The following is a 24299-nucleotide window of genomic DNA, read 5'->3' as shown; positions in this document are numbered from 1 at the left end:
CTCAAGTCCAGTAAAGAATGCGCGCCTGCGGCAAGCTTCTCCGGATCTCTTCAGTTAAGTCAGTGCGCATGCTTTGCATCAGGTCTCGTGGAAACACGTACTTGACGGATCCGAATTTCGTCAGCTTTCGGCTTCGCTCCGTTTCTGTCATCGGCAGATCCGAACCGGGATACCAGCCCTGCAGCACGTTCTTCGAACCAGGCGTGAAGCGGTGGGTGATGAGTTCAACGGTGAGATCGATGTCCGTCACGCCGGCAAGCGCTCCGGAGACGTCTCGTATCAAGCCGGCATAAGCGTCCTGCCAATCCGGCACGGGTAGGATCGGCGCGATGGTGAGGCCGACCGGATAACCGGCCTCCGCGACGGCCCTGAGAGCCGCCAGACGCGCGTCCAAGCTCGCCGTTCCGCCCTCGTAGCGCGAAGCTGAGCGCGCGTTGACCGAGAATCGGATGCGGGTCCGTCCATTGTGCGCGAGGCCGAGCAGGGGCTTCACCGCCGCGAACTTGGTGGTGAAACGGAGTTGGACCGGCGCGTCCCACGCGCCGAAACGGGTGATGGCTGCCGAGAGCGAGCCGGTCAGATGTTCGATACCGAGGGGATCGGTATAGCAGGAGGCCTCGAAGGTGGTGCCTTCGTGAGCACGATCGGCCTGGGTCGAGGTGATGGCGCCCTGGCCGAGATAGGCGGGCAGGTTGTCGAGAATCGCGTCGAGATTCGCGTAGGCCCGCGTCACGGGGGGGCCGGACAGCGAGCCCGCGAGATAGCAGTACTGGCAATGGGCCGGACAGCCCTCGGCGAGGTCGAAGCGCCAGTCGGCGCTCGGCGGTATCGGCTGAAGCCTCAGCTTGGTCGGCGGTGCGACGACGATGGCGAGGGTCGCCTTGGCCTCGCGATAGGCGATGCGCGGATCCGGATTTCGCAACCCTGTCAGGCGGTTGGCCGCCAGGTACTCGACCGGCAGGCCGAGGGCTTCGGCGCGGGCCGCCATCGCGCGGCCATGCGCATGCTCCAGGGCCGCCGGGGTGACCAGGACGCGACGCGGGCGCCAGAGGCGGGACGGACGCGGGCCGGGGGAGGGCGCGGACGCGACCGGATCGATGTCCGGAGTGTCGGTTCGGGGTTCGGCGAGGACCATGACATCGGAACGCGCCCGGGCGTCGTAGAGGTCCGCCGCGCGCGCCTGGGTCGCGCCCGTATACCAGGAGGGTCGTGTCGAGGTCGCGCGTCAGGCGGCGTAGCGCGCGTAGGCGAGAGCGGTATCGCCGTAGACCCGGCGCTCAAGCTCGGTGAATCCGGGCGGCAGGGCGACATGGACGCTCGCGGATTCCTCGATGACCGCGAGGGCACCGGGGGCGAGCCAGCCGCCGGTCGCCGCGCTGGCCAGGGCCGCCGGGGCGAGATCGCGGTTGTAGGGCGGGTCGCAGAACACGAGGGTGAAGGTGCCGCTGGTGCCGGCCGGGCCGAGCCGGGTGGCGTCGCGCCGGAACAGGCGGGTCGCCCCTTCGGCGCTGAAGAATTCGATGTTCTCGCGAATCAATGCCCGGGCCTCGGCGCCCTCGTCGACCAGGAGGGCATAGGCCGCACCGCGGGACAGCGCCTCGAAGCTGAGGGCGCCGGTGCCGGCGAACAGGTCGAGGACCCGGGCCCCGACGACCGCGTCGTCATAGGCGTGCGCGAGGACGTTGAAGATCGCCTCGCGGAGCCGGTCCGAGGTGGGCCGGATCGCGTCGGTCTTCGGCGTGGCTAGGCGGCGACCGCGGTGATCGCCGCCGACGATCCTCACCGTCCGCCACCGCGGGGCGGACGGGCGCCGCCGCCGGGCTTGCCACCGCCGGGCTTGCCGCCACCGGAGCCGCCGCGGCTGAAGCCACCCGGCTTGCCACCGGGCTTGCCGGACCCGCCCGGCTTGCCGAAACCACCCGGCTTGCCGCCGGCCTTGAAGCCGCCGCCAAGCTTTCCGGCGCCCTTAAAGCCGCCGCGCTCGCCGTCCTGACGGGCCGCACCGCCCTTGAAGCCGCCACGATCACCGCGATCCCCACGATCGCCGCGATCAGCGCCGGGGCGGTCGTTGCCCCGGAAGCCGCTGGGCTTGTCACCCTGGAATCCGCTCGGCTTGTCACCCCGGAAGCCGCTCGGCTTGTCGCCCCGGAAGCCGTCTCGGCGGTCGTCGCGGGCGGGTGCGCCGCGGGACGCCGGACGGGCACCGCGATCGTCACCGCCCTCGTTGCGGTTCGCGTTGCTGCGGAAGGGACCCCGCGGACGGTCCTCGCTGCCGCGCGGCGGACCGCGGCGCTCGGCCCCGTCCTGCGAACGGAGGTTTCCGCGCGGACGGTCGTCGTCCCGGCGCGGCGGCCGGCCTTCGCCGCCGAAGCCGCGGGCAGGCCGATCTCCGGCGGGGCGGGCTCCGAAGGCACGCTCGCCGGAGGCACGCGCACCAGAGGCACGATCGTCGGATTGCCGGAAAGGGCGAGCCTGGGACTCGGCGCGGGGGAAGCGGCCTTCGCGGGGGGCGTCTTCGTCCCCGCGACGACGCACGGCGCTGTCGCGGCGATGCGGCTCGGCGGCGGGCTCCTGCGGGCTCGACTTCAGGCGCTCCACCAGGACGCGGCGCTCGCCGGTGCTGATGGCGCCGACGCGCTCGCGGCCCCGGGAGGCGGCGGCTTCACGCTCGGCCTTCGGATCGGCTCCCCGGCGCGGGATCTTGACCCGGCGCGGCGCGTCCTCGGAACGGGCCTCGTCCTCGGCGCGCCAGACGGAGCGGCGCGGACCGGCGCTGTTGCCGCCGGTGGGGACCCGGACGGGCTTGGCCGGTGCCATCGGACGGCCACCGCCGCGCGGTGCCTCGTCGTCGTAGCCCCGCGGCTCGCGGCGCTGGGCCGCCGAGGCGCTGCGGGCGGGCTGCTTGGCCTGCTGCTTCGGCGAGCCGAAGGGCGCGATCGGCTCGCGCACCGGGCTCTCGAAATCGACGGCGGCCTGCTCCGAAAGGGCCGGGCCGAGCTGCTCCTTGAGCACCTTCGTGCGGATCTCCTCGGTCAGGCCTGCCTCGAGGTCACCGAGCTGGAACGGTCCGAAGGAGAGCCGGATCAGGCGGTTCACCGCCAGCCCGAGATGCTCGAGGATGCGCTTGACCTCGCGATTCTTGCCCTCGCGCAGGCCGAGCGTCAGCCAGAGGTTGTCGCCGGAGGCCCGGTCGAGGCTCGCTTCCACCGGGCCGTAATCCATGCCGTCGATGGTGACGCCGCGGCGCAGCTTGTCGAGCTCGGCCTGGGTGGTGTCGCCGTGGGCGCGTACGCGGTAGCGGCGCAGCCAACCGGTATCCGGATGGGCGATGACCTTGGCGAGGCCGCCGTCGTTGGTGAGTAGCAGCAGCCCCTCGGTATTGATGTCGAGGCGGCCGATGGCGACGACCCGGGGCAGGTCCTCGGGCAGGTTCTCGAAGACGGTCTGGCGCCCCTCGGGGTCGCGCGCCGTGGTCACGAGGCCGCGGGGCTTGTGGTAGATCCACAGGCGTGTGCGCTCGCGGGCCGGCAGCGGCTCGCCGTCGACGGTGATGCGGTCGTCGGGCGTCACGTTCATGGCCGGCGAGGTCAGAACCTTGCCGTTGAGGGTGACGCGGCCCTGTTCGATCATGGCCTCCGCGTCCCGGCGCGAGGCGATGCCCGCGCGGGCGATGGCCTTGGCGATGCGGTCGCCCTCGGGCGTGCCCTCGTCGCGGGCCGGACCGGCGGACGCCGCGGCCTCTGGCCTCGGCTGGGAGGGCTTCGCCACGGCGGTCTTGCGGCGCAGGGGCGCGTCGCCGCCGCGGGGCATGGCGGCGTGCCGGACCTTCGGCTTCTCCTCGGCCGAAGGTCCCGGAATACCGGCATCGGTGGCCGGAGCCCAGGGCTCGGCCGGAGCCTTCGGCTCGGAGCCGTGGGTGTCGGCAGCCTGCGCCGCCTCGGCCGGCTTCGGCTTGGCGCGCTTGGCCGCGGGCTCGGACGCCGGTTTGGCGGTGGACAGGTCCGGCTCGGACGCGGGCGCCTTGGTCTCGGCGGCGACAGCCTCGGCCGGCACGGCGTCGGCCGCTTTGGCCTTGGACGCCCTCGCCGGATTGGGCTTCGCTCCCGCCGACTCCGTCACCGCACGCGCAGCCGCGGGGGCCGCCTCAGAGGCTTCCTTGGACGCTTCCTCGGAGCTGTTCTGGGAGGTCCGGGCCTGAGCCGCCTTGGCCTTCGCGGATGCCGGCTTCTCAGCTTCGACGGGCTCGGCTTTCGGCGAGGATTTGGCCGGCGAAGATTTGGCAGTTGGGGACTTGGCAGGCGAGACCTTGGCAGCCTCTGACGAGACCGGCTCGACCTTGACCGTCGCGGCCTTGCCCGTCTCCGACTTCGCCTTAGTGGAAGCCGCCTTCGCGGCCGTGGCCTTCACGGGCTCCGCGGCCGGGGGCGTCTTCTCGGACGAGGCCGGCTTCGCCGACTTCCCCTTCGGTGCCTTTGCGTCCGAGGGCTGGGCGTCCGACGCCGTCGCACGCGACGTCTTCGCCTCGGCAGGGCCAGACTTGGCACCACCGGACTCAGAACCACCCGACTTGGCAACGCCCGACTTTACAGGGGTAGCGTCGGCAGAACCGGCCTTGCCCGCTTTCGCGGGCCGGCTCGCGGTCGCCGCGACCGCGTCTGCGGCGGGCGCGCGGGTCTTCGGTGCACCAGTCTTGGTTCCCGCAGACTTGGCTTCCGCAATCTTGGGTTCGCCAGTCTCGGGTGCCGCGGTCTTGTGCGACGCGGCCGCGGTGTTGGTCGCTGGCTTTGTCGAGGCCTTGGGCTTCGAACGGGAGGTCTTGGCAGGCGCGTCCTCAGACTTGCCCATGGTGTCGTCAGTCTTGTCGGTCATGCCTGCCCCATAACAGAGCGGACGCCGTGTTGCGAGTGATCCCGCGCGCAAGGGCCGCGGGTTCGGTGGATGCAGGCCCCGAACGCGCGAAAAGGCGGCTTGCGCCGCCTTTCCGAGATCGTCGCGTCTGAATCGACGCTCCGGGGTCGAGAGGCTTAGAGCTTGCTCTTGACCGCGTCGGCGGCGTTCTTGACGCCATCCTTGGCATCGCCAACCGTCTTCTGGGTCTCGCCCTTCAGTTCCTGGGCCTTGCCCTCGGCCTTCAGCTTGTCATTATCGGTCGCATTGCCAATGCCCTGCTTGACGTTGCCGACGGCCTCGTTCGCGAGACCCTTGATCTTGTCGGTGGTGCTGCTCATCGTGCGCTCCTCGTCTTCGGATTGACAGCTCGGTTCTGCTTCAACCAAGCCGTATTGCCGTGTCCAACGGCCACGCCGGGGCGATGTTCCGCCATTTAACATCCTCGTGAACCGGATCTCCCTCACCCAGGGATCTGCGACGGGTCGATGAGCACCCACAACGTCTGGATCTTCCCATCGGAGATCGCGGCGACGTCGGTCCCCGTCAGGGTCACGGGACCCTCCTCCCGCCCGGCCTGCCAGCGCAGGGCCGCCAGCCCGTGATGCCCCGTCGCCGTTCCGACCGGCGTGAACCGGAAGCCCGGTCCGAATTGCTCCAGGAGCCGGCCGGCGAGGTCCGCGATCGCGACGCGTCCCTGTACGGAACCGGCGGGGTCGTACAGGACGGCATCCTCGCGGTAGAGCGCGTCCACCGCCGCGCGACGCGCATGCGGCGCGCGGTCGTTGAAGACGCGCTCCAGGTTGGCGCGCAGCAGGGCGTCGACATCCGGCATTTCCCCCTGCGGCGGGGTCTCGGGATTCTCGGGCATCGGGGCTGGTCCTCTCACGGGATCGAGACAGCGAGGGTGATCGGCACACGCGCGTCGCCGACCTGGGCGGCGGTGCCCCCCCGCGCGCATGGTCTCGCGCGAGCGTGGCCTTCCGCAAGGCCCGGCCGCGCTGGCGTCGGGCCGTCAGACGAGGCGGGCACCGCCGTCGACGTGCAGCGTCTCGCCATTCATGAAGCCGTTGCGCATCAGGAAGACGACCGCCGCACCCGCCTCGTCCGCGGTGCCGAGGCGTCCCTGCGTCAGGCGCTCGGACAGAACCGCGCCGTAGGCGTCGCGATGGGCCCCGCGAATCCGCGCCAGGAGCGGCGCATTGATCGGCCCGGGCGCGAGCGTGTTGAGGCGCAGGGGCGCCAGTTCCAGCGCGAATCCCCGGGCGAAGGCCCCCATGGAAGCGGAGGCCGCCGCCAGCACGGCGGTGCCCTGGGGGCTGGGCCAGTCGGCCAGGGCACCGGAGATGAAGGGTGTCTTCCGGACGCCGGCGCCGTGGGACCCCGTCGTGGCGGAGCATGCGGCGCGCGCCGCCGGGTAGGGCACGCCCGCGCCGGCCTCTCGCCGGGGGCAGGCCATTGCGGATCGGCGGCGCGACGGCCAAGGAACGGGCACCGATCGTCAGGATCCCACCCGATGCCCGAGACCGACCCGTTCGCCACCGACCCCTTGAGCCTCGCCTTCGCGGCGGCGCGTCGGGCGGCGTCCGAGGGGGAGGTCCCGGTGGGCGCGGCGGTGGTGAAGGATGGGGTGGTCGTGGCGGTCGCCCACAATCGCCCGCGGGCCCTTCGCGATCCGACCGCCCATGCGGAGATCTTGGCGATCCGGGCCGCCTGCCAAGTGCTGGACGACGAGCGCCTCAGCGGCTGCGACCTCTACGTCACCCTGGAGCCCTGCGCGATGTGTGCGGCCGCGATCGCCTTCGCGCGGATCCGGCGCCTGTACTTCTCGGCCGCGGACCCGAAGGGCGGCGCCGTGGAGAATGGCCCACGCTTCTTCAACCAGCCGACCTGCCACCACAGCCCGGAGGTCTATGGCGGCCTGCGGGAAGGGGAGGCCGCCGACCTGTTGCGGGCCTTCTTCGCCGAGCGTCGCGTGCCCTGAGGGCTCAACTCCCGTCGCCGCCCTGACCGCCCGTATTGGCGATCGGCTCCTGGTTCTGCCCGGCACTGCCGGAGGACCCGGAAGTGTTCGCGGCGCTGGCGGCACCCGTGGCCCCGGGTGCGACGGGGCCGATCGCGCCCGGACCGCCCTTGTCGAGGCCGCCGGGCTTGACCACCGGTGCGCCCGCCAACCCGGGCGCCGTCATGCGCGGCGGGCCGGGCTGCTTGATCTCGGCGGGGGCGTTGCCCTGGGCGAGCGCCGGGGCGCCGGTCAGGACACCCGCAACGAGGAGGCTGCTGGCTCAGACCTCCGTGCGCGCGGTGGGGATGCTCCGCATGAGGTCCTTCCGGGGATGGGCGTGACAGGGTCCGTCACACACCCACACGGACCATCCCCGGCGCTTTCACGCGTTGCCGGCAGGCGCTGACAGACGATCAGGCGGCCGCCAAAGGTTTCGAGACGTCTTCCAGGGACTTGCCCTCGGCCGCGGTGCCGAACAGCCCGCCGACCACCGCCGCCACCGCCATCAGGACCGCGCCGACGAGGTAGCCGATCAGCACGTTGTCCCGCGAGCCCGTCTCCACCAGGGCGCCGAACAGCAGCGGACCGGAGACGCCGCCGATGCCGGTGCCCAGCGCGTAGAACACCGCGATGGCCAGGGCCCGGATCTCCAGGGGGAAGGTCTCCGCCACGGTGAGGTAGGCGGCGCTCGCGGCGGCGGAGGCGAAGAAGAACACCACCATCCAGGCCGCCGTCTGGCCCACGGGACCGAAGACGTCGATCTTGAACAGGTAGCCGGTGATCGCCAGCAGGATCGCCGAGATGCCGTAGGTGAAGGCGATCATCGGCCGGCGGCCCACGGTGTCGAACAGGCGCCCGAGGAGCAGCGGCCCGAGGAAGGAACCGAGCGCGAACGGCAGCAGGTACCAGCCGACGTGGTCGCCGGGCACGTTGTAGAACCGCTGCAGCACCAGGGCGTAGGTGAAGAACAGCGCGTTGTAGAAGAACGCCTGCGCCACCATCAGGGCGAGGCCCACCAGGGTCTGCTTGCGGTGGCCGACCAGCATGGTGCCGAACACCTCCTTGAGGGGGGTGTGGCTGCGGGTCCTGAGCTTCATGCGCTTGTTCGCGTCGATGGGCAGCAGGGTGTGGCCCTCGTCGGTGAAGCGCTTCTCGATGCCGGCGACGACCCGGTCGGCCTCGGCGACGTAGCCGTGGGTGGCGAGCCAGCGCGGGCTCTCCGGAATCCAGGTCCGCAGGAGCAGGATGACGAGGCCGATGCCGCCGCCGACGAAGAAGGCGATGCGCCAGCCCCAGGCCGGGTCGATCATGCCGGGGCGCAGCACCACGATGGAGAGGAACGAGCCCAACGCGGCCCCGATCCAGAACGAGCCGTTGATGACGAGGTCGGTCCAGCCGCGCACGCGGGCCGGCACGAGTTCCTGGATCGTCGAGTTGATGGCGGTGTATTCACCGCCGATCCCCGCCCCCGTGAGGAAGCGGAACAGGCAGAAGCTGTAGATATTCCACGACAGGCCCGTGGCGGCGGTGGCGGCGAGGTAGAGCGCCAGGGTGATGAAGAACAGCTTCTTGCGGCCGATGCGGTCGGTGAGCCAGCCGAAGCCGAGCGCCCCCGTGACGGCGCCGACGAGGTAGGAGCTCGCCGCGAGGCCGATGTCGAACTCGGTGAAGCTCATGGGCTCGGCGCGCAGCGCCCCCACCAGGGAGCCCGCGAGGGTGACCTCGAGGCCGTCGAGCACCCAGGTGATGCCGAGGGCCACGATGACGAGGACGTGGAAGCGCCCCCAGGGCAGGCGGTCGAGCCGGGCGGAGATGTCGGTGTCGATCACGGTCCCCATCGGGACCCGCTCCGGCGCCGGTCCCGCGCTCGCGCTGCCCCGGTCCGCCACGGCCTTGGTTGCCATCGAATCCTCATTAACCGTGCTGCACGACAGTTGTTGGCAATCCGGCCCGGGGCCCGGCGGTTCCGCCAAGCTTCGCGCAAAGGTTAAGTCATCTCGGCTGAACTCGGCAGGTTCTCCCGGACGCTTCGCCGATGCCTGCCTCCCCGTTCCGCGTGTCCTGCGCATTGTTCCGCGTGTCTTGCGCACTGCTTCTCGCCCTCACGCCCCCGGCGACCATGCCCGCCGCCGCCTCCGAGGCGGGACGGGGCGCCGGCGCGCACGGCCTCGATCCCTGGCGGCTGCGGCCGAGCGACGTCGTGCCGGCGGATGCGGGTCCGGCGCGGGACGCCAAGGGCCGGCCGGTCTCGGAGATCCCCGAGGAGCGGCGCGTGGTACGGGTGGTCTATCCCGGGCTCACCGGTCCGCGCTGAGGCGCGGGTCGAGGGCCTCGGCGAGGCCGTCGCCGAGCAGGTTCAGCGCGACCAGGGTGGCGACGAGGAATCCGGCCGGGGCCGCGAGCATCCAGGGCGCGGATTCGATGGCGCGCGCGCCCTCGGCGATGAGCGCGCCCCAGCTCGTGGCCGGCTCCTGCACGCCGAGGCCCAGGAAGGACAGGAAGCTCTCCAACAGGATCACCCGCGGCACCAGCAGGGTCGCCGCCACCGTGACCGGCCCGAGGGTGTTCGGCACGATGTGGCGCCGCAGGATCGCGGCGGCGGAGAGGCCCAGCGCCTCGGCGGCGCGGACGAAGTCGCGGTGGCGCAGGGCCAGGGTCTGCGCCCGGGTGATCCGGGCCATGTCGAGCCATTCCACCGCGCCGATGGCGATCAGGATCAGCCCGAGCCCCGCCCGGAAGAACACCAGCAGCATGATGACGAAGAACACGAAGGGGAGGGCGTAGAGCACGTCGACGAAGCGCATCATCACCGCGTCGACCCGGCCGCCGGCATAGCCCGCCACCGCCCCGTAGGTGACGCCGATGAGGAGCGCGACGCCGGTGGCGACGAGGCCGATGAGGAGCGACACCCGGCCGGCGACGAGGCTGCGGCTGAGGAGGTCGCGCCCGAGCCCGTCGGTGCCGAGGGGAAACACCAGCCGCCGCACCGGCGCCGCGACCAGGAGGCGGCGTCCCCCCGCCTCCCGCGACAGGATGGTGGCGGGACCGAACAGGTCGGAGCGGGGCAGGTAGCTCAGCACCCGCTCGTTGATCGGGTTCGGGGCCGACAGCGTCAGGTGCAGCTGCCCGTCCGCCACCCGGATGTCCTCGGCCGTCACCCGCATGCGGAAGGCGAGGCGCTCCAGCGCCGGGGCGATCGCCTCCGGACGCGGATGGGCCTGCAGCGAGGGGGCGGTGCGCACGAGGTCGGGGTAGATCCGCCCCGGATCGTGGCCGGTGAGCAGGGGCCCGACGAGGCAGGCGAGGGTGACCAGGGCCAGGACCACGAGGGCCGCCAGGGCGGCCCGGTTGCGGGCGAGCCGCCCGAGGGCGCGCCTCACCGGGTCGCCCGCAGGCGCGGGTCGAGGAAGCCGGAGAGGAGGTCGGCAGCGAGGTTGAGGACGATGACGAACAGCGCCACCAGCACGACGGTGCCCATCACCAGGGTGTAGTCGCGGTTCAGCGCCCCATCGACGAAGTAGCGGCCGATGCCGGGCAGGCCGAAGATGGTCTCGACCACCACGGAGCCGGTGAGCAGGGAGGCCGCCGTCGGCCCGAGAATCGCCACCACGGGCAGCAGGGCGCCGCGCAGGGCGTGGCAGGCGATGCGGTGCGGCGGCAGGCCCATGGCGCGCTGGGTGCGGACCGGTTGCGCGGCCAGCACCTCCGCCAGGGCGGCACGGGTGAGACGGGCCAGGGCGCCGACCTGCGGCAGGGCCAGGGTGATCACCGGAAGCACGAGGTTGGCCGGCGCGCCGTTCTCCCAGCTGCCCACGGGCAGCCAGCGCAGGCTCAGGCCGAACACGATCTGCAGCAGGGGCGCCACCACGAAGGTCGGCATCGCGAGCGTCAAGCCGGCGCTGAGGCCGACGAGGCGGTCGAGGGCGCTGCCCCGGCGGAAGGCCGCGAGCGCACCGAGGCCGATCCCGAGCACCAGGGCGAGCGCCAGGGCGAGGGCGCCGAGGGTCATCGAGACCGGCAGGCCCCGGGCGAACAGGTCGCCGACCGTGAGGTCGCGAAAGGAGAAGGAAGGCCCGAAATCGCCGGTGAGCAGGGCGCCCAGGTAGCGCAGGTACTGGACGCCGAGGGGCTGGTCGAGGCCGTAGACCCGGGCGAGGTTGGCCATCGCGGCCGGCGGCAGGGGCCGTTCCAGGTCGAAGGGCCCGCCGGGGGCGAGCCGGATCAGGAAGAAGCTCACGGTGACCACGGCGAACAGCGTCGGGATCGCCTGGAGCAGGCGGCGCAGGACGAAGCCGATCACGCGGTCAGCCTCAGGAAGCGCGTCGGGGCGGCGTTGCGCAGGTTCGGGTGGTAGCCGGAGAGGCGCGGGGCGATCAGGGCCTTCGAGCGGGTGTGCATCACCGGGATCCAGGGCAGATCGGTGACCACGATGGTTTCGGCCGCGGAGAGGAGCTCGGCCCGCCGGGCGATGTCGCGCTCCGCCGCCGCCCGCCGCATCAGGGCGTCGTAGGCCGGGTTGCTGTAGTGGCCGGGGTTGAGGCCGTCATTGCCGGTCTCCAGCAGGAACAGGAAGTTCTGCGGGTCGGAGTAGTCGGCGATCCAGGACATGCGGGCCACGTCGAAGTCGCCGCCGTCGCGCAGGTAGGCGAAGTGTGTCTTGGCGTCGGTGTAGACGAAGCGGGTCTCGATCCCGAGGCCGCGCCACATGTCGGCGATGGCCAGCGCGGTGTTGCGGTTGTTGTCGCTGGTGTTGAAGCGATACTCGAGCCTGAGCGGCCGTCCCTCGCCGAAGCCGGCCGCCGCCAGCAGCGCCCGGGCCTCGTCCTCGCGGTCGATCGGCAGGGCCTCGCGCCCGGCGGTCTCGGGCGGGCGGCCGTAATGATCGAGGCCGGGCGGGCAGAGGGAGTAGGCCGGGTCCATGGTCTCGCCCCAGAGCTTGCTCGCCAGGAACTCGCGGTCGATGACCAGGGAGAGGGCGCGCCGCACCCGAACGTCGTCGAAGGGCGCCTTCCGGGTGTTCAGCGCCAGGGCGTAGAGGCCGAGCGAGGGGCCGAGCACGACCTGGGCCCCGAAGCGCGCCTTGAGCGAGGCGATCTGGTCGCCGGGCAGGTCGGCGAGCGAGTCGATCTCGCCGGCGGCGTAGCGCCGGACCGCGCTCGACAGGTCCGGCGTCGGCAGGAAGGCCACCTGCGGGATCGCCACCGTCGCCGCGGCGTGGAAATGCGGGTTGCGCTCCAGGGTGATGCGGTCGTTCGGCACCACCTCCCGCAGGCGGTAGGGACCGTTGGTCACGCTGTTGCCGGCCCGGGCGAAGGCGTCGCCGTGCCGGGCGACCGAGGGCGGATGCACGGGCAGGGAGGTCTGGTGAGTCAGGAGTTCGAGCAGGTACGGCGTCGGCTGCTCCAGGGTCAGCACGAGGCGCCGGTCCTCGGGCGCCGCGACCCCGAGGGCCTCGGCGGGCGCCGCCCCCTGGTTCACCGCCCGGGCATTCTTCAGGGGGAACAGAACCTCGGCATACTTGGCGGCCGTGGCGGGTGCGAGGATGCGCCGGAGGGCGAAGACGAAGTCCGCGGCCCGGACCGGGTCTCCGTTCGACCAGCGCCCATCCGGGCGCAGGCTGAAATCGTAGGTCAGCCCGTTTTCGGACAGGGTCCAGGCGGTCGCCGCCCCCGGGATGAGGGCGCCGTGGTTGTCGTAGGTGAGCAGGCCCTCGTAGAGGTCCCGCAGGATATGCGCCTCGGCCACCGTCGAGGATTTGTGCGGGTCGAGGGTCTCGGGGTCCGCATCGTTGCCGCGCCGGTAGAGGTCGCCCGGCGCGGCCGCGGCCCGGCCGACGCCACCGCCGGCCAGGAGCGCCGCACCGCCGACGAGCCAGTGCCGCCGATGCAGGCGCAGCATCGCCTCAGGCGCCGGTCTGCGCGGTGAGCCCCGCCGCCTCGATGCCGGCCAGCGCGCAGAGCTCGTCGTTGTCGGAGGTGTCGCCCGAGATGCCGACCGCGCCGATCACGGCCTCGCCCCGGCGGATGAGCACGCCGCCCGGCACCGGCACCAGGGCGGCGGGGCCGACGAGGTGGCTGACGGCGGCGACGAAGTAGGCCTGCTCCTCGGCGCGCTTGTGGATCGCCCGGCCGCCGAGGCCGAGGGCGAGGCAGCCATTGGCCTTGCCCATCGCCACCTCGGCCCGGCGCAAGGAGGTCCCGTCCTCGGCGCCCATCGCCTTGAGGGCGCCGCGGGCGTCGTAGACCACCACGGCCAGGGGCTTCAGCTTGTGGGCGCGAGCCGTCTCGAGGGCGGTGGCGACGATGGTCTGCGCGGCGGCGAGGGTGAGGTCGGACATCGGGGCTCCGGGTTTCGATCGAGCGGGCGTGTCCCTCGACTAACCCGGCGCGGCGCGAGCGACCAGGGGCTCCGCGCGCCGGCTGGGCCGGGCAGCGCTCTCTGCGCGCATGCCGCGTCAGGCCAGGCTCTCAGCGCGCGTAGCGCGCCAGGCCAAACTCTCAGCGCGCGCAGCGTGCCAAGAACGCGTCGTAGCGGGCGGTGACCTCAGGCAGGCGCTCGAAATGCGGGAAGGCGCCCGTCTCCAGCACGTCCACCGTCCAGCGCGGATCGCCGCGGAAGCGGTCGGCGTGGCGGTAGTCGACGAAGTCGCCCCGGGTGCCGTGGATCATCCAGACGGGCCGGTCGAGGCGGGGATAGACCTGGCCCGTCTCGGTGGCGAAGAGGTGTCCGGCCAGGAACGAGAAGGGCGCGAACTCGGCGCCGGGCTGGTGGGCCGAGACCTGGTCGTATGCGAGCAGGCCCTCGTCGATCCGGGGCGAACCCCAGGTCTTCTCGAGAAAGAACCGCATGCTCGGGCGGCTGACGAGGAGGTCGAACAGCGCCCGGCCCCAGAGCGGACAGGCAGCCACCGCGCGGGCCGTGTCGCTGCCGGACGGGTTGCGGCGCTCGTAGCGCTTGTCGAACCCGGTCGGGCTGATCAGGCCGAGGCTGCGGTAATCGTCGGGCCGCGCCAGGGCCGCGCGGGCCAGGAACTCGGCCGAGAGGGAAAGCGCCATCGCGTCGATGGCGGCGCCCCCGTGCCGCTGCCGGATCTCCGCCACCATGGCGTGGATCGCCGCCGTCATCAGCTCCGGCGTGTAGACCCGGTCGCTGCGCTCGGAGAAGCCGAAGCCCGGCAGGTCGAGGGCGTAGACCGGGCGCGTCTGCGCGTAGTGGCGATAGAGCGGCCGGACCTCGTAGGCATTGGCGGCCGCGTTGACGGAGTGGATCAGCAGCAGGGGTACGCCCGCGTCCGGCCCACTCGCGTAGAACGACAGCCCTCCCGCGTCGCTGCCGAGGCAGGCCTGCCGGCCGGGGAGGGCCGGCGGCATCCGGCGATGGTGGTCGATGCCGAGGCGGCTATAGGCGATCCAGGCCCCGGCGGCCCCCAGCGGCAGCAGCGCCAGCAGGGGCCCGAGCCGGCGACGGGGGGCATCAGGCATCGTCGTGGTCCCTCAGGTGGCGCGCGGTCGGAAACGCCCCGGCGGTGCGGATGTTTCCGGGCTGCGGTCGGCGCGGGACCGGGTCGGCGCGGATGGCGTCTCGCTCAGTACCTGCCCCGTCGCGATCACGCCGTGCCCTCTCCCCGTCGTGGGGAGGAGGGCGGCGTCGTGCCGCTCCGCGCCGGCGACGATCGCTCCCGGCCTCAGGCCGTCGCGCCCTCGATCTCGCCGCTGAGTTCCAGCCACTCCTCCTCGGCCGCCTCCAGGGCGGCGGCGGCGTCCGAGCGCATCTTGGCGAGTTCGCCGGCCTTGGCCGGATTGGCCTGGAAGGCCGTGCCGTCGGCGAGCGCCGCGTCGATCTTGGCCATGGCGTCGGTGAGCTTCTTCATGCGCGCCTCCACGCCCTCGAGCTTCTTGCGCAGGGGGGCGAGGGCGACGCGGCGGTCGGCGTTGGAGCGGCGCTCCACGGCCTTGGCCCCGCCGGTCGATTCCGGCGTGCCCTTCTCGGCCTCGCGCTCGGGCCCGGCGAGCACGTAGCGGCGATAATCGTCCATGTCGCCGTCGAAGGCCTTCACGCTGCCGTTCGAGACGAGCCAGAGCCGGTCGGCGCAGGCCTCCACCAGGAAGCGGTCGTGGCTCACCAGGATGACGGCGCCCTCGTAGTCGTTGATCGCCTCCACCAGGGCCTGGCGGCTCTCGATGTCGAGGTGGTTCGTCGGCTCGTCGAGGATGAGCAGGTGCGGGCCGCGGAAGGCCGCGAGCCCCATGAGCAGGCGCGCCTTCTCGCCGCCGGAGAGCTGGGAGACCGGCGTCTCCGACTTCGTGCCCGAGAAGCCGAGGCGGGCGGCCGCGGCGCGGGCCTTCGATTCGGGCACGTCCGGCATCAGGTCGCGGACATGGGCGTAGGCGCTCTCGGCCGGGCGCAGCTCGTCGAGCTGGTGCTGGGCGAAGTAGGCGACCTCCATCTTGGAGGAGCGGCGCAGCTCGCCGCTCAGGGGAGGCAGGCGCCCGCCGATGAGCTTGCAGAAGGTGGACTTGCCGTTGCCGTTGGCGCCGAGCAGGGCGACCCGGTCGTCGGGAGCAAGGCTCAGGTTCAGGCCCGAGAGCACGATCCGGTCCGGGTAACCGGCCTGCACCCGCTCCATGGCGACGATGGGCGGCGAGAGCGGCCGCTCCGGACTCGGCAGGCGGAAGGCCGGCACGTCGTCCTCGATCACCGAGGCGATAATCTCCATCTTGGCGAGGCGCTTGACCCGGGACTGGGCCTGACGGGCCTTGGTGGCCTTGGCCTTGAAGCGGTCGACGAAGCTCTGGAGATGGGCCCGCTCGACATCCTGCTTGGCCTTGGCCTTGGCCTGGAGCACGCGCTTCTCGGCCACCTGCCGGGCGAAGCTGGTGTAGCCGCCCCGGTAGATGCTGAGCTTGCCCCGGTCGAGGTGCAGGATGTGGTCGACGCACTCGTCGAGGAGATCGCGGTCGTGGCTGATGATCACGGCCGTGCGCGGATAGCGCTCCAGGTAGTCGTAGAGCCAGATCGTGCCTTCGATGTCGAGGTAGTTGGTCGGCTCGTCGAGGAGCAGCAGGTCGGGCTCGGAGAATAGCACGGCGGCGAGCGCCACGCGCATGCGCCAGCCGCCGGAGAAATCGGAGCAGGGGCGGCCTTGCGCCTCCGCGTCGAAGCCGAGGCCGTGCAGGATGGCGGCCGCGCGGGCCGGTGCCGAGTGCGCCTCGATGTCCACCAGACGGGTCTCGATCTCGGCCCGGCGCAGGCCGTCGGCGTGCTCGGCCTCCGCCATCAGCCGGGCGCGCTCGGTGTCGGCGGCCAGCACCACGGCGTGCAGGGTCTCGGGGCCGGCGGGCGCCTCCTGCGCCACCGCGCCGATGCGCATGCCCTTGGGCATCGACACCGTGCCGCCCTCGGTGGGCAGCTCGCCGAGGATCGCCTTGAACAGGGTGGTCTTGCCGGCGCCGTTGCGCCCGACGAGCCCCACGCGGGCGCGGTCCGGGATGACGAAGGTGGCGCCGTCGAGGATCAGGCGCTCGCCGATGCGGTAGGTGAGGTCGTTGACGCGGAGCATGGCGCGCTTTTGCGGGGTCGGGGCCTGACTGGCAAGCGGCCGGTGCGCGCCGCGCCGCGCCGCTGCGCAGGGTTGGCGCAGACCTCGCATCCACGCCTATCGGCAGGCGGGAACATCGGGACAGCTTGACCCAGGAATTGCACGGCGTATCGATCAGGTGCGAAAAACGAGGGGGCAGGACGCGTGACCACAGGACGGCTGACGACCATCCCGTTCTTCAAGGAGCCGGGGATCGAGCTGTCCGTCTACGAGACGCGCTGCCACTGGCGTCGCTTCGACGAGAACGAAGTCCTGGTCGATTACGACGACGTCTCCACCGACGTCTATTTCCTGGCCTCCGGCGAGGTGCGCATCCTCAACCGCTCGCAATCGGGCAAGGAAGTGATTCTCGGCGAGATGCGCGGCGGCGCCTTCTTCGGCGAGCTCGCGGCCCTCGACGGCATCGGCCGCTCGGCCAACGTCACGGCGCTGACCCGCGGCGAGGTCTGCGTCGTGCCCGCGCCCGTGTTCCGGCAGATCATCTTCGCCTCGGAGGCGATCGCCGACCGGCTGTTCCGCCTGCTGGCCAAGCGCGTGCGCGAGCTGAACACCCGCCTGATGGAGCACGCGCTCCTCGACCTGCGCCACCGGCTCTACGCCGAGCTGCTGCGCCTCTCCGTGCCCCGCGCCGGCGGCGACGGCGAGCGGGTGGTGACGCCGCCGCCCTACCACCACGTGCTCGCCGCCCGCATCGGCTGCCGCCGCGAGCAGGTGACGCGGGAATTCACCGTCATGGCCGCCGACGGGCTGATCGACCGCACCCGCGGCGCCCTGGTGATCCGCCGGCCCGACCTCCTCGAAGCCCGCGTCGCCGAAGCGCTGCGCGAGGACAGCTGAGCGTTCGGCCCCCGCGATGGCGTCGACGCATGCGCCCGGTCCGGCCGGCCTGCTGACCTGTGCCGGCCTCGGCAAGCGCTTCGGCGCGCACGCGGCGGTGACCGACCTCGACCTCACCCTGCAGCCCGGCGAATTCGTCTGCCTGCTCGGGCCCTCGGGCTGCGGCAAGAGCACGCTGCTGCGCCTGATCGCCGGGTTCGAGACCCCGAGCACCGGCACGATCCGCCTCGGCGGCGCCGACATCACCGCAGACCCGCCGCATCGCCGGCCGGTCAACATGATGTTCCAGTCCTACGCCCTGTTCCCGCACCTGAGCGTGGCCGCCAACCTCGCCTACGGCCTCAGCGGTCTCGGGCGCGCGGCGCGCCAGGCGCGGGTGGACGAGCTCCTGCGCCTGGTGCGCCTCGACGGGTTCGGCCCGCGCCGGCCCGACACCCTGTCGGGCGGGCAGCGCCAGCGGGTCGCCCTGGCCCGCGCCCTGGCGCGCGCGCCGCAGGTGCTGCTGCTGGACGAGCCGCTGGGCGCCCTCGACCGCGCCCTGCGCGAGGAGACGCAAGGGGAGCTGCGCGCCCTGCAGCGCCGTCTCGGCACGAGCTTCATCGTGGTCACGCACGACCCGGCCGAGGCCCTGGCGCTGGCCGACCGCATCGGCGTGATGGAGGGCGGTCGCCTCGTGCAGATCGGCGACGGGGCGAGCCTGTACGAGCGCCCGGCCAACCGCTTCGTCGCCGGGCTTCTGGGCGACGTGAACCTGATCCCGGGCCGGGTGCGGGACCGCGATCCCGGCGGCCTCACCCGCCTCGACACGGCGCTCGGGCCCCTGCGCGCCCGCGGCGCGGGCGCGGGGGAGGGGGTGATCGCCCTGCGGCCCGAGCGCATCGTGCTGTCGCGCGCCCCGTCCGGGGACGGCCCCGACCTTCCCGGGCAGGTGGTCGAGACGACCTATCTTGGCGATCGCGTCCGGCTCCGGGTCCGCCTCGCCGACGGGACGGTCTGGCGGGTGAGCGCGCCGACCGATGCGGAGGCGCCCGCGGTCGGGGAAACCGTCCACCTGTCCTATCCGCCGGAGCGGGCCTGGCTGATGCCGGCGGCGGGGTGAGCATGAAGCGCCTGCTGCCGGTCCTGCCCGCCCTCTGGCTCACCGCCTTCGTGCTGCTGCCGGTGATCCTGACCCTGAAGATCAGCCTGTCGACGCCGGTCACGGCCCAGCCGCCCTACCTGCCGGTGCTCGACTGGAGCGCCGGGATCGAGGGCTGGGGCAGCTTCCTCGAAGCCCTCGACTTCAGCAATTTCGAGACGCTGGCGAGCGACGTTCTCTACCGCGACGCCGCCCTGTCTTCCGTGACCCTCGCGGCCATCGCCACCGCGATCCTGGCCCTGATCGGCACCCCGATCGCCCTGGCGATGGCCCGGGCCCCGGAGCGCTGGCAGCCGCGCCTCGTGGCGCTCCTGATCGTGCCGTTCTGGACGAGCTTCCTCATCCGCATCTATGCCTGGATCGCGATCCTGAAGCCCGAGGGCCTGCTCAGCGCCGGGCTGATGAAGCTCGGGCTGATCGCGCGGCCCCTGGAGATCCTGAACAGCCAGGGGGCCGTGCTGATCGGGCTCACCTACGCCTACCTGCCCTTCATGGTGCTGCCACTCTACGCGGTGCTGACGAAGCTCGATCCGCGCCTGCCCGAGGCGGCGGCCGATCTCGGTGCCGGACCAACGCGGGTGTTCTGGACGGTGACGCTGCCGCTCGCCCGGCCCGGACTGATTGCCGGAGCGCTGCTCTGCTTCGTGCCGATGGTGGGCGAATTCATCATCCCGGACCTGCTCGGCGGCTCGGACACGCTGATGCTCGGGCGCGTCCTGTGGAGCGAGTTCTTCTCCAACCGCGACTGGCCGCTCGCCTCGGCGGTGGCGATCCTCGTCCTCGTCCTGGTGGTCGGGCCGCTGATCCTGTTCCGCGAGGACGAGGCGACCGAGCGGGAGGCCGGCCGGTGAGGGCCCTCGACCGCATCGCCCTGACGTGCGGGCTCGGCTTCCTCTACGCGCCGATCCTGATCCTGGTGATCTACTCCTTCAACGCCTCCGCCCTGGTCACGGTCTGGGGCGGGTTCTCGACCCGCTGGTACGGCGTGCTCGTCGCCGACGTTCCCCTGCGCGAGGCGGCCGGCATCTCCCTGGTGGTGGCGCTGGCCTCGGCCGCCCTCGCCACGGTGTTCGGGACCCTGGCGGCCCTGGCCCTCGATCGGGGCGGGCGCTTTGCGGGCCGCCGGGTCTTCCTGGGCCTGATCTATGCGCCGCTGGTCATGCCGGAGGTGATCACGGGGCTGTCGCTGCTGCTGCTCTTCGTCGGCTTCGACCTCGATCGCGGCCTCCTCACCCTGGTCGTCGCGCATGCGACCCTCGGTCTGGGCTTCGTGGCGGTGATCGTCGGGGCGCGCCTGCGCGGTCTCGACCGGTCGCTCGAGGAGGCGGCGGCCGATCTCGGCGCCGCTCCGGCGCGCGTCTTCGCCACCGTCACCCTGCCGCTGATCGCGCCGTCCCTGGCGGCGGCCTTCCTCCTCGCCTTCACCCTGTCCCTCGACGACCTCGTCATCGCGAGCTTCGTCTCGGGCCCGGGGGCGACGACTCTGCCGATGCGGCTCTACAGTCAGGTCCGGCTCGGGGTGAACCCGGAGATCAACGCGGCCTCGACGCTTCTCGTCGGCACCGTCACCGCCATCGTGCTCACCGCCTCTTGGCTGACCGGGCGTAAAGGTTCGGCCTGAGAGGAGCCTGGCCTCCGATCGGCTTGGCCTGCTGCGCGCTTGAACCGGGACGGGCTTGGCCTCCGGAGATTGGGTCCGAGAGGGGCTTGGCTGGAAGGTCGGGTGTGGTCTAGGGCGCGTAGGCCCGGGCACCGGCCGGCAGCGCCAACCCGGCGGCGGGCATGCGCAGGGGGTTTGCCGGAGCCACCGCGCCGCCGCGCAGGTCCGGCACGGCGTCCCGGCCGAGGCTGCGCACGTCGAGTTCGCCGAAGGGCCCGGCGATCCGGAAGCGCATCGGCGGCCGCTTCTCCGATGCCGTCCCCCGTGCGGAGATCTCCGCGAGGGTGTCGCAGCGGCGGTCCGGCAGCGAGACGGTGCCGCGCAGGGAAGCAGCCAGGACGTTCGCCTCCATCGTGCCCTCGGTGATCTCGCCGATGCCGTCGCGGAAGCGCAGGCTCAGGGTCGCGCGCTCGAACGCCGTGCGGCCGACGCGCCGGGCCGGCATCCGGTTGCGCTGGGCCGCCTCGTTCAGGTCGAACCCGATCAGGGTCCCGCCGTCGACCGAGAGGCCGGCATGGCCGTCGAGATGCTGCAGGAGCGCGTACAGGTCGGCGCCCGAGCCCTCGGCCTGGAACTGGCCCTGGGCCGTGCCGAGGATCCAGTTCTCCGGGCGCAGGTCGCCCGGGAAGGCCGCGAGGTCGAGCCGGTCGAAGGTGCCCTGGACCTTGGCCTCGGTCACGGCCGCGTCCTTCGGCGCGGTGGCGAGGGCGAGACGGCCCTTGAGGGTTCCGCCCGCTACGGAGGCGCGGCTGAGGGAGGCCTCGATGTTCCCGTCCCGGACCAGGATGCTGGCGGCCAGGTCCTCGGCGAGGATCGGGCCGAACCGGGCCGCGCCCGCCGAGATCCGCAGGTCGAGGTCGCCGCCGGTATAGGGCGCGAGGGCGAGGGCGCGCAGGCGCCAGTCGGGGGTACCGGCGGGGGCGGCGGTGACGCCGACGGCGCGGAGCAGATCCGCCAGCAGCGGAGCGAGGTTCAGCGTCTCGGCCGCCAGGGTCGCCTGCACGGCCGGCCGGTCGCGTCCGAAGGAGACGGCACCGGCCCCCTCCAGGCGATTGTCGCCAAAGGAGACCCGCACGTTGGGCAGCAGCAGCTGACGCCCGTTCATCTCGAAATTGCCGGTCAGCCCGAACGCCGCCACGAACGGCGACAGGGCGACGTTGCCCCCGGCCCAGGCAAGAGTCTCCGGCAGGGAGCGCGTCTCGAACTGGCCGAGCCCGGTCAGGGTCAGGCCTTCGGCCGCGACGAGGCCGTTGCCCTCGGCCGTCAGACTCCCGGCGGCCCAGCTCGCCGTGAGGGCGAAGGGCGTGGAGCCGCCGTCGAGGAGATCGATCACCCGCAGGCCCGAGACGGCGAACCGCGTCGGCATGGCGCTCCACTGGAAGCTGCCGAAGATCTCGGCCTGGGCGCTCCAGAGCGGCCAGGACAGGGTCAGGTCGAGGTCGCGCGCGGTCTGGGGGGATCCGTCCCGGGGATCGAGCCCCTTGGCGGTGGCGCGCGAGAGGCTGATCCGGCGGGGATGGGAGGCGCCGTCCGCCCCGAGCCGGGCGCCGAGGCGGCGGAGGGGCTCGGACCAGCGGCCGTCGTGGGCATTCGCCGGCAGGTAGACCGTCGCGCCGTCGAGCCCGAGGGTGTTCACCTCGAGGCGCCCCGTCAGCAGGGCCAGCAGGCTCAGCTGTAGGGAGAGGGCGCCGCCCTCCGCCAGGACGGGACCATCCCCGTCGCCCGCGGCGAGGCGGACATCGCGAAAGCCCAGGCGCGGCAGCGGCAGCAGGGTGACCTCAGTCGGCCCCGCCGCGGTCATGGCGAGCCCGTAGGTGCGCGCGAAGTCCCGCGCCACGAAGGCCCGCAGGCGCGGCGTCGCGACCGACCAGGGCAGGCAGGCGGCCGAGAGGGCGACGACGAATGCCGCGAGGCTCATCAGGGACAGGAGGCGGCGCAGAGGCATTCCACTCCATCCGGTGGGTGGGACGCACGGCGGGCCGCACGATCGACGATGGGATGGGCGCGTCCGGCCCCGGCAGCCGCGACGCGCGGAAGAACCGGCGACGCCCTCCTGATAGTCCTCGGCGTCCCGCTTGTCTCCCCGGGCGAGGGCGACGCCCCGGCGCCATCCACCGTGCAGAGCGGCGGAACGCTTCCGCCCGCGAGACAGCCTCGCGTCCGCGCGCCTCCGGAGGGCCCTGGCGACGCCCTCCGGCCGGCCCCGCGCTCAGACCCGGCCCGGGCCGTTCCGCGCGTTGCAAAATGTAACGGCCGCACCGCGACGAGGGGTTGGCAGGACGCCGCTTGTGCGTGACGGTCGCGCCGACCAAGAACAGAACCACACAGGAGGGCATCCATGAAGAAGGTTTATCCCGACGCCACGGCGGCGCTGGCCGGCGTGCTGAAGGACGGCATGATGATCATGTGCGGCGGCTTCGGTCTCTGCGGAATTCCCGATGCCCTGATCGAGGCGATCCGCGCGTCCGGGGTGAAGAACCTCACCGTGGTCTCCAACAATGCCGGCATCGACGGCGTCGGCCTCGGCAAGCTCTTGGAAACCCGCCAGGTCGCCAAGATGATCTCGTCCTATGTGGGTGAGAACAAGGAATTCGCCCGCCAGTACCTCGGCGGCGAACTCGCCATCGAGTTCAACCCGCAGGGCACCCTGGCCGAGCGCATCCGCGCCGGCGGCGCCGGCATCCCGGCCTTCTACACCAAGACCGGCGTCGGCACCCTGATCGCCGAAGGCAAGGACGTGCGCGAATTCGACGGCGAGGACTACGTGCTGGAGCGCGGTCTGTTCGCGGACCTGGCCATCGTCCATGCCTGGAAGGGCGACACCGAGGGCAACCTGATCTACCGGAAGACGGCGCGGAACTTCAATCCGATGATGGCCACCGCCGCCACGATCACCGTGGCGCAGGTGGAGCACCTCGTGCAGCCCGGCGAGATCGACCCCGACACCATCATCACCCCCGGCATCTTCGTGAAGCGCATGGTCCACGTGCCGGAGCGCGAGAAGCGCATCGAGCAGCGCACCACCCGCAAGCGCGGCGAGCCCGCCGTGCCGCCCGCCGCCGTCTGAGAGCCGAGCTAAGGAGAACCATCATGGCCTGGACCCGCGAACAGATGGCCGAGCGCGCCGCACGAGAGCTGCAGGACGGCTTCTACGTGAACCTCGGCATCGGCATCCCGACCCTCGTGTCGAACTACATCCCGGACGGGATGTCGGTGCAGCTGCAATCCGAGAACGGCATGCTCGGCATGGGCCCCTTCCCCTACGAGGGAGAGGAGGATGCCGACCTGATCAATGCCGGCAAGCAGACGATCACCGCGCTGCCCATCACCAGCTACTTCTCCTCGGCCGAATCCTTCGGGATGATCCGGGGCGGGCACATCAACCTTTCGATCCTTGGCGCCATGCAGGTGGCCGAGAACGGCGACCTCGCCAACTGGATGATCCCGGGCAAGATGGTGAAGGGCATGGGCGGCGCCATGGACCTGGTGGCCGGCGTCAAGAAGGTGGTGGTGGTGATGGAGCACACCGCCAAGGGCAAGGACGGCTCGGAGAGCCCGAAGCTGCTCCAGGCCTGCGACCTGCCGCTCACCGGTACCCACGTGGTCGACATGGTCATTACCGATCTCGGCGTCTTCACCATCGACAAGAAGGGCGACGGGGGCATGACCCTGGTCGAGCTGGCCGAGGGGGTCACCGAGGACGAGATCCGCGCCAAGACCACGGCCCGCTTCACCACCCAGCTCGCCTGAACGGCGCGACGGGGCGGAGCCCCTCCGCGCGAGCCACCGAACCCCGCCCGGCTCCGGCCGCGGCGGGTTTTTGCTGGCCCCAGGGTCCCCGCGGGCCGGCGACGCCCTACCGTAAGGCACAGGCCCACAGGGGAGTGCACGACATGGCAGTGGTATCCAAGACGGTGATGACGGAGGGCAAGGCGGCCAAGCAGGCCGGGCAGCCGGATTCCGCCAATCCCTATCCGGCCGGCTCGCAGAACAGCGCGGACTGGCTCGAGGGCTACACCTACGACGAGGCCGAGCAGAACACCGACCGGGCCGAGAGCGACACCTGAGCGCCGCGCGGGAGCCGGCGGCGCCGGCTCCCGCCTTCGGGCGCGGGCCGTCGGAGCGTCGCTGCCTGCGGCCACGACCTTGCGCGAAAGTCGAGACGGCACCCGGG

At 72.1% G+C, this 24299-nt stretch carries 24 protein-coding genes; 9 read left to right on the top strand and 15 right to left on the bottom strand.

Annotated features, from left to right (window positions below; translation table 11 throughout):
* Nucleotide 1 precedes the first annotated feature (1 nt).
* The 6 genes from CRT23_RS08430 to CRT23_RS08395 all read right to left on the bottom strand — a co-directional run bounded on the left by CRT23_RS08430 (nt 2) and on the right by CRT23_RS08395 (nt 6346).
* The gene (locus CRT23_RS08430; RefSeq protein WP_245436057.1) at nt 2-1135 is read right to left on the bottom strand and encodes a spore photoproduct lyase family protein; all 1134 of its coding nucleotides are present in this window, start codon (nt 1133-1135) and stop codon (nt 2-4) included.
* A gap of 90 nt (nt 1136-1225) precedes the next feature.
* Nucleotides 1226-1783 (bottom strand): 16S rRNA (guanine(966)-N(2))-methyltransferase RsmD, encoded by a 558-nt coding sequence (gene rsmD, locus CRT23_RS08425; protein ID WP_103709326.1) that lies wholly within the window; start codon nt 1781-1783, stop codon nt 1226-1228.
* Complete coding sequence (locus CRT23_RS08420) at nt 1780-3810, bottom strand: pseudouridine synthase (protein WP_103709369.1); 2031 nt, start codon at nt 3808-3810, stop codon at nt 1780-1782. The genes rsmD and CRT23_RS08420 overlap by 4 nt, the downstream gene beginning before the upstream one ends.
* 1214 nt (nt 3811-5024) lie before the next feature.
* Complete coding sequence (locus CRT23_RS08405; protein WP_055952842.1) at nt 5025-5228, bottom strand: CsbD family protein; 204 nt, start codon at nt 5226-5228, stop codon at nt 5025-5027.
* Between the two features lie 122 nt (nt 5229-5350).
* Nucleotides 5351-5758 carry a nuclear transport factor 2 family protein gene (locus CRT23_RS08400; protein ID WP_103709325.1) on the bottom strand — a complete coding sequence of 136 codons (408 nt, stop codon included), beginning with the start codon at nt 5756-5758 and terminating at the stop codon, nt 5351-5353.
* Nucleotides 5759-5902: 144 nt separating this feature from the next.
* Nucleotides 5903-6346 carry an SDR family oxidoreductase gene (locus CRT23_RS08395; protein WP_103709324.1) on the bottom strand — a complete coding sequence of 148 codons (444 nt, stop codon included), beginning with the start codon at nt 6344-6346 and terminating at the stop codon, nt 5903-5905.
* Between the two features lie 57 nt (nt 6347-6403).
* Here CRT23_RS08395 and CRT23_RS08390 point away from each other — a divergent pair, with 57 nt between their 5' ends.
* Nucleotides 6404-6871, top strand: a complete 468-nt coding sequence (locus tag CRT23_RS08390) for a nucleoside deaminase (protein WP_103709323.1) — start codon at nt 6404-6406, stop codon at nt 6869-6871.
* Nucleotides 6872-6875: 4 nt separating this feature from the next.
* On the opposite strand, the gene CRT23_RS08385 is transcribed toward CRT23_RS08390, so the two are convergent.
* Both CRT23_RS08385 and CRT23_RS08380 read right to left on the bottom strand, forming a co-directional pair.
* Entirely contained in the window at nt 6876-7076 is a 201-nt protein-coding gene (locus CRT23_RS08385) for a hypothetical protein (protein WP_103709322.1), read from the bottom strand.
* A 229-nt stretch (nt 7077-7305) separates the two neighbouring features.
* Entirely contained in the window at nt 7306-8796 is a 1491-nt protein-coding gene (locus CRT23_RS08380) for an MFS transporter (protein ID WP_103709321.1), read from the bottom strand.
* 131 nt (nt 8797-8927) lie between these two features.
* Here CRT23_RS08380 and CRT23_RS08375 point away from each other — a divergent pair, with 131 nt between their 5' ends.
* Nucleotides 8928-9206 (top strand): hypothetical protein, encoded by a 279-nt coding sequence (locus CRT23_RS08375; protein ID WP_146056348.1) that lies wholly within the window; start codon nt 8928-8930, stop codon nt 9204-9206.
* On the opposite strand, the gene CRT23_RS08370 is transcribed toward CRT23_RS08375, so the two are convergent.
* The 6 genes from CRT23_RS08370 to CRT23_RS08345 all read right to left on the bottom strand — a co-directional run bounded on the left by CRT23_RS08370 (nt 9190) and on the right by CRT23_RS08345 (nt 16451).
* A complete protein-coding gene (locus CRT23_RS08370) occupies nt 9190-10272 on the bottom strand; it encodes an ABC transporter permease (RefSeq protein ID WP_103709320.1) in 1083 nt (360 codons plus the stop codon). The genes CRT23_RS08375 and CRT23_RS08370 overlap by 17 nt on opposite strands.
* Nucleotides 10269-11192 (bottom strand): ABC transporter permease subunit, encoded by a 924-nt coding sequence (locus tag CRT23_RS08365; protein ID WP_103709319.1) that lies wholly within the window; start codon nt 11190-11192, stop codon nt 10269-10271. The genes CRT23_RS08370 and CRT23_RS08365 overlap by 4 nt, the downstream gene beginning before the upstream one ends.
* Nucleotides 11189-12790, bottom strand: a complete 1602-nt coding sequence (locus CRT23_RS08360; RefSeq protein WP_103709318.1) for a peptide ABC transporter substrate-binding protein — start codon at nt 12788-12790, stop codon at nt 11189-11191. Before CRT23_RS08360 ends, CRT23_RS08365 begins: the two co-directional genes overlap by 4 nt.
* A gap of 4 nt (nt 12791-12794) precedes the next feature.
* Nucleotides 12795-13229, bottom strand: coding sequence for a heme-binding protein (locus tag CRT23_RS08355; protein WP_055952868.1), 435 nt, complete (start codon nt 13227-13229; stop codon nt 12795-12797).
* 160 nt (nt 13230-13389) lie between these two features.
* Complete coding sequence (locus CRT23_RS08350; RefSeq protein WP_103709317.1) at nt 13390-14373, bottom strand: alpha/beta fold hydrolase; 984 nt, start codon at nt 14371-14373, stop codon at nt 13390-13392.
* A 203-nt stretch (nt 14374-14576) separates the two neighbouring features.
* A complete protein-coding gene (locus CRT23_RS08345; protein ID WP_103709316.1) occupies nt 14577-16451 on the bottom strand; it encodes an ABC-F family ATP-binding cassette domain-containing protein in 1875 nt (624 codons plus the stop codon).
* Between the two features lie 183 nt (nt 16452-16634).
* Between CRT23_RS08345 and CRT23_RS08340 the strand changes: the two genes are divergently transcribed.
* From CRT23_RS08340 to CRT23_RS08325, 4 genes are read left to right on the top strand one after another with little or no spacing between them, the layout of a single operon-like run.
* Nucleotides 16635-17327, top strand: coding sequence for a Crp/Fnr family transcriptional regulator (locus CRT23_RS08340; protein WP_055952878.1), 693 nt, complete (start codon nt 16635-16637; stop codon nt 17325-17327).
* Between the two features lie 16 nt (nt 17328-17343).
* Entirely contained in the window at nt 17344-18426 is a 1083-nt protein-coding gene (locus tag CRT23_RS08335; RefSeq protein ID WP_103709315.1) for an ABC transporter ATP-binding protein, read from the top strand.
* A gap of 2 nt (nt 18427-18428) precedes the next feature.
* On the top strand, nt 18429-19316 hold the full coding sequence (locus CRT23_RS08330; RefSeq protein WP_103709314.1) for an ABC transporter permease subunit: 888 nt from the start codon (nt 18429-18431) through the stop codon (nt 19314-19316).
* A complete protein-coding gene (locus CRT23_RS08325) occupies nt 19313-20086 on the top strand; it encodes an ABC transporter permease subunit (protein WP_103709313.1) in 774 nt (257 codons plus the stop codon). The genes CRT23_RS08330 and CRT23_RS08325 overlap by 4 nt, the downstream gene beginning before the upstream one ends.
* A 109-nt stretch (nt 20087-20195) precedes the next feature.
* On the opposite strand, the gene CRT23_RS08320 is transcribed toward CRT23_RS08325, so the two are convergent.
* Complete coding sequence (locus tag CRT23_RS08320) at nt 20196-22070, bottom strand: AsmA family protein (RefSeq protein WP_103709312.1); 1875 nt, start codon at nt 22068-22070, stop codon at nt 20196-20198.
* A gap of 393 nt (nt 22071-22463) precedes the next feature.
* Between CRT23_RS08320 and CRT23_RS08315 the strand changes: the two genes are divergently transcribed.
* From CRT23_RS08315 to CRT23_RS28405, 3 genes are all read left to right on the top strand, one after another.
* Nucleotides 22464-23192, top strand: a complete 729-nt coding sequence (locus CRT23_RS08315; RefSeq protein WP_103709311.1) for a CoA transferase subunit A — start codon at nt 22464-22466, stop codon at nt 23190-23192.
* A 23-nt stretch (nt 23193-23215) separates the two neighbouring features.
* Nucleotides 23216-23875 carry a 3-oxoacid CoA-transferase subunit B gene (locus CRT23_RS08310; RefSeq protein ID WP_103709310.1) on the top strand — a complete coding sequence of 220 codons (660 nt, stop codon included), beginning with the start codon at nt 23216-23218 and terminating at the stop codon, nt 23873-23875.
* Between the two features lie 143 nt (nt 23876-24018).
* Nucleotides 24019-24192, top strand: a complete 174-nt coding sequence (locus CRT23_RS28405) for a hypothetical protein (protein WP_181017288.1) — start codon at nt 24019-24021, stop codon at nt 24190-24192.
* Nucleotides 24193-24299 lie beyond the last annotated feature (107 nt).

The organism is Methylobacterium sp. V23 (assembly GCF_002917135.1).
Taxonomy (GTDB): Bacteria; Pseudomonadota; Alphaproteobacteria; order Rhizobiales; family Beijerinckiaceae; genus Methylobacterium.
This window is presented reverse-complemented; position numbering and strand designations above follow the sequence as displayed.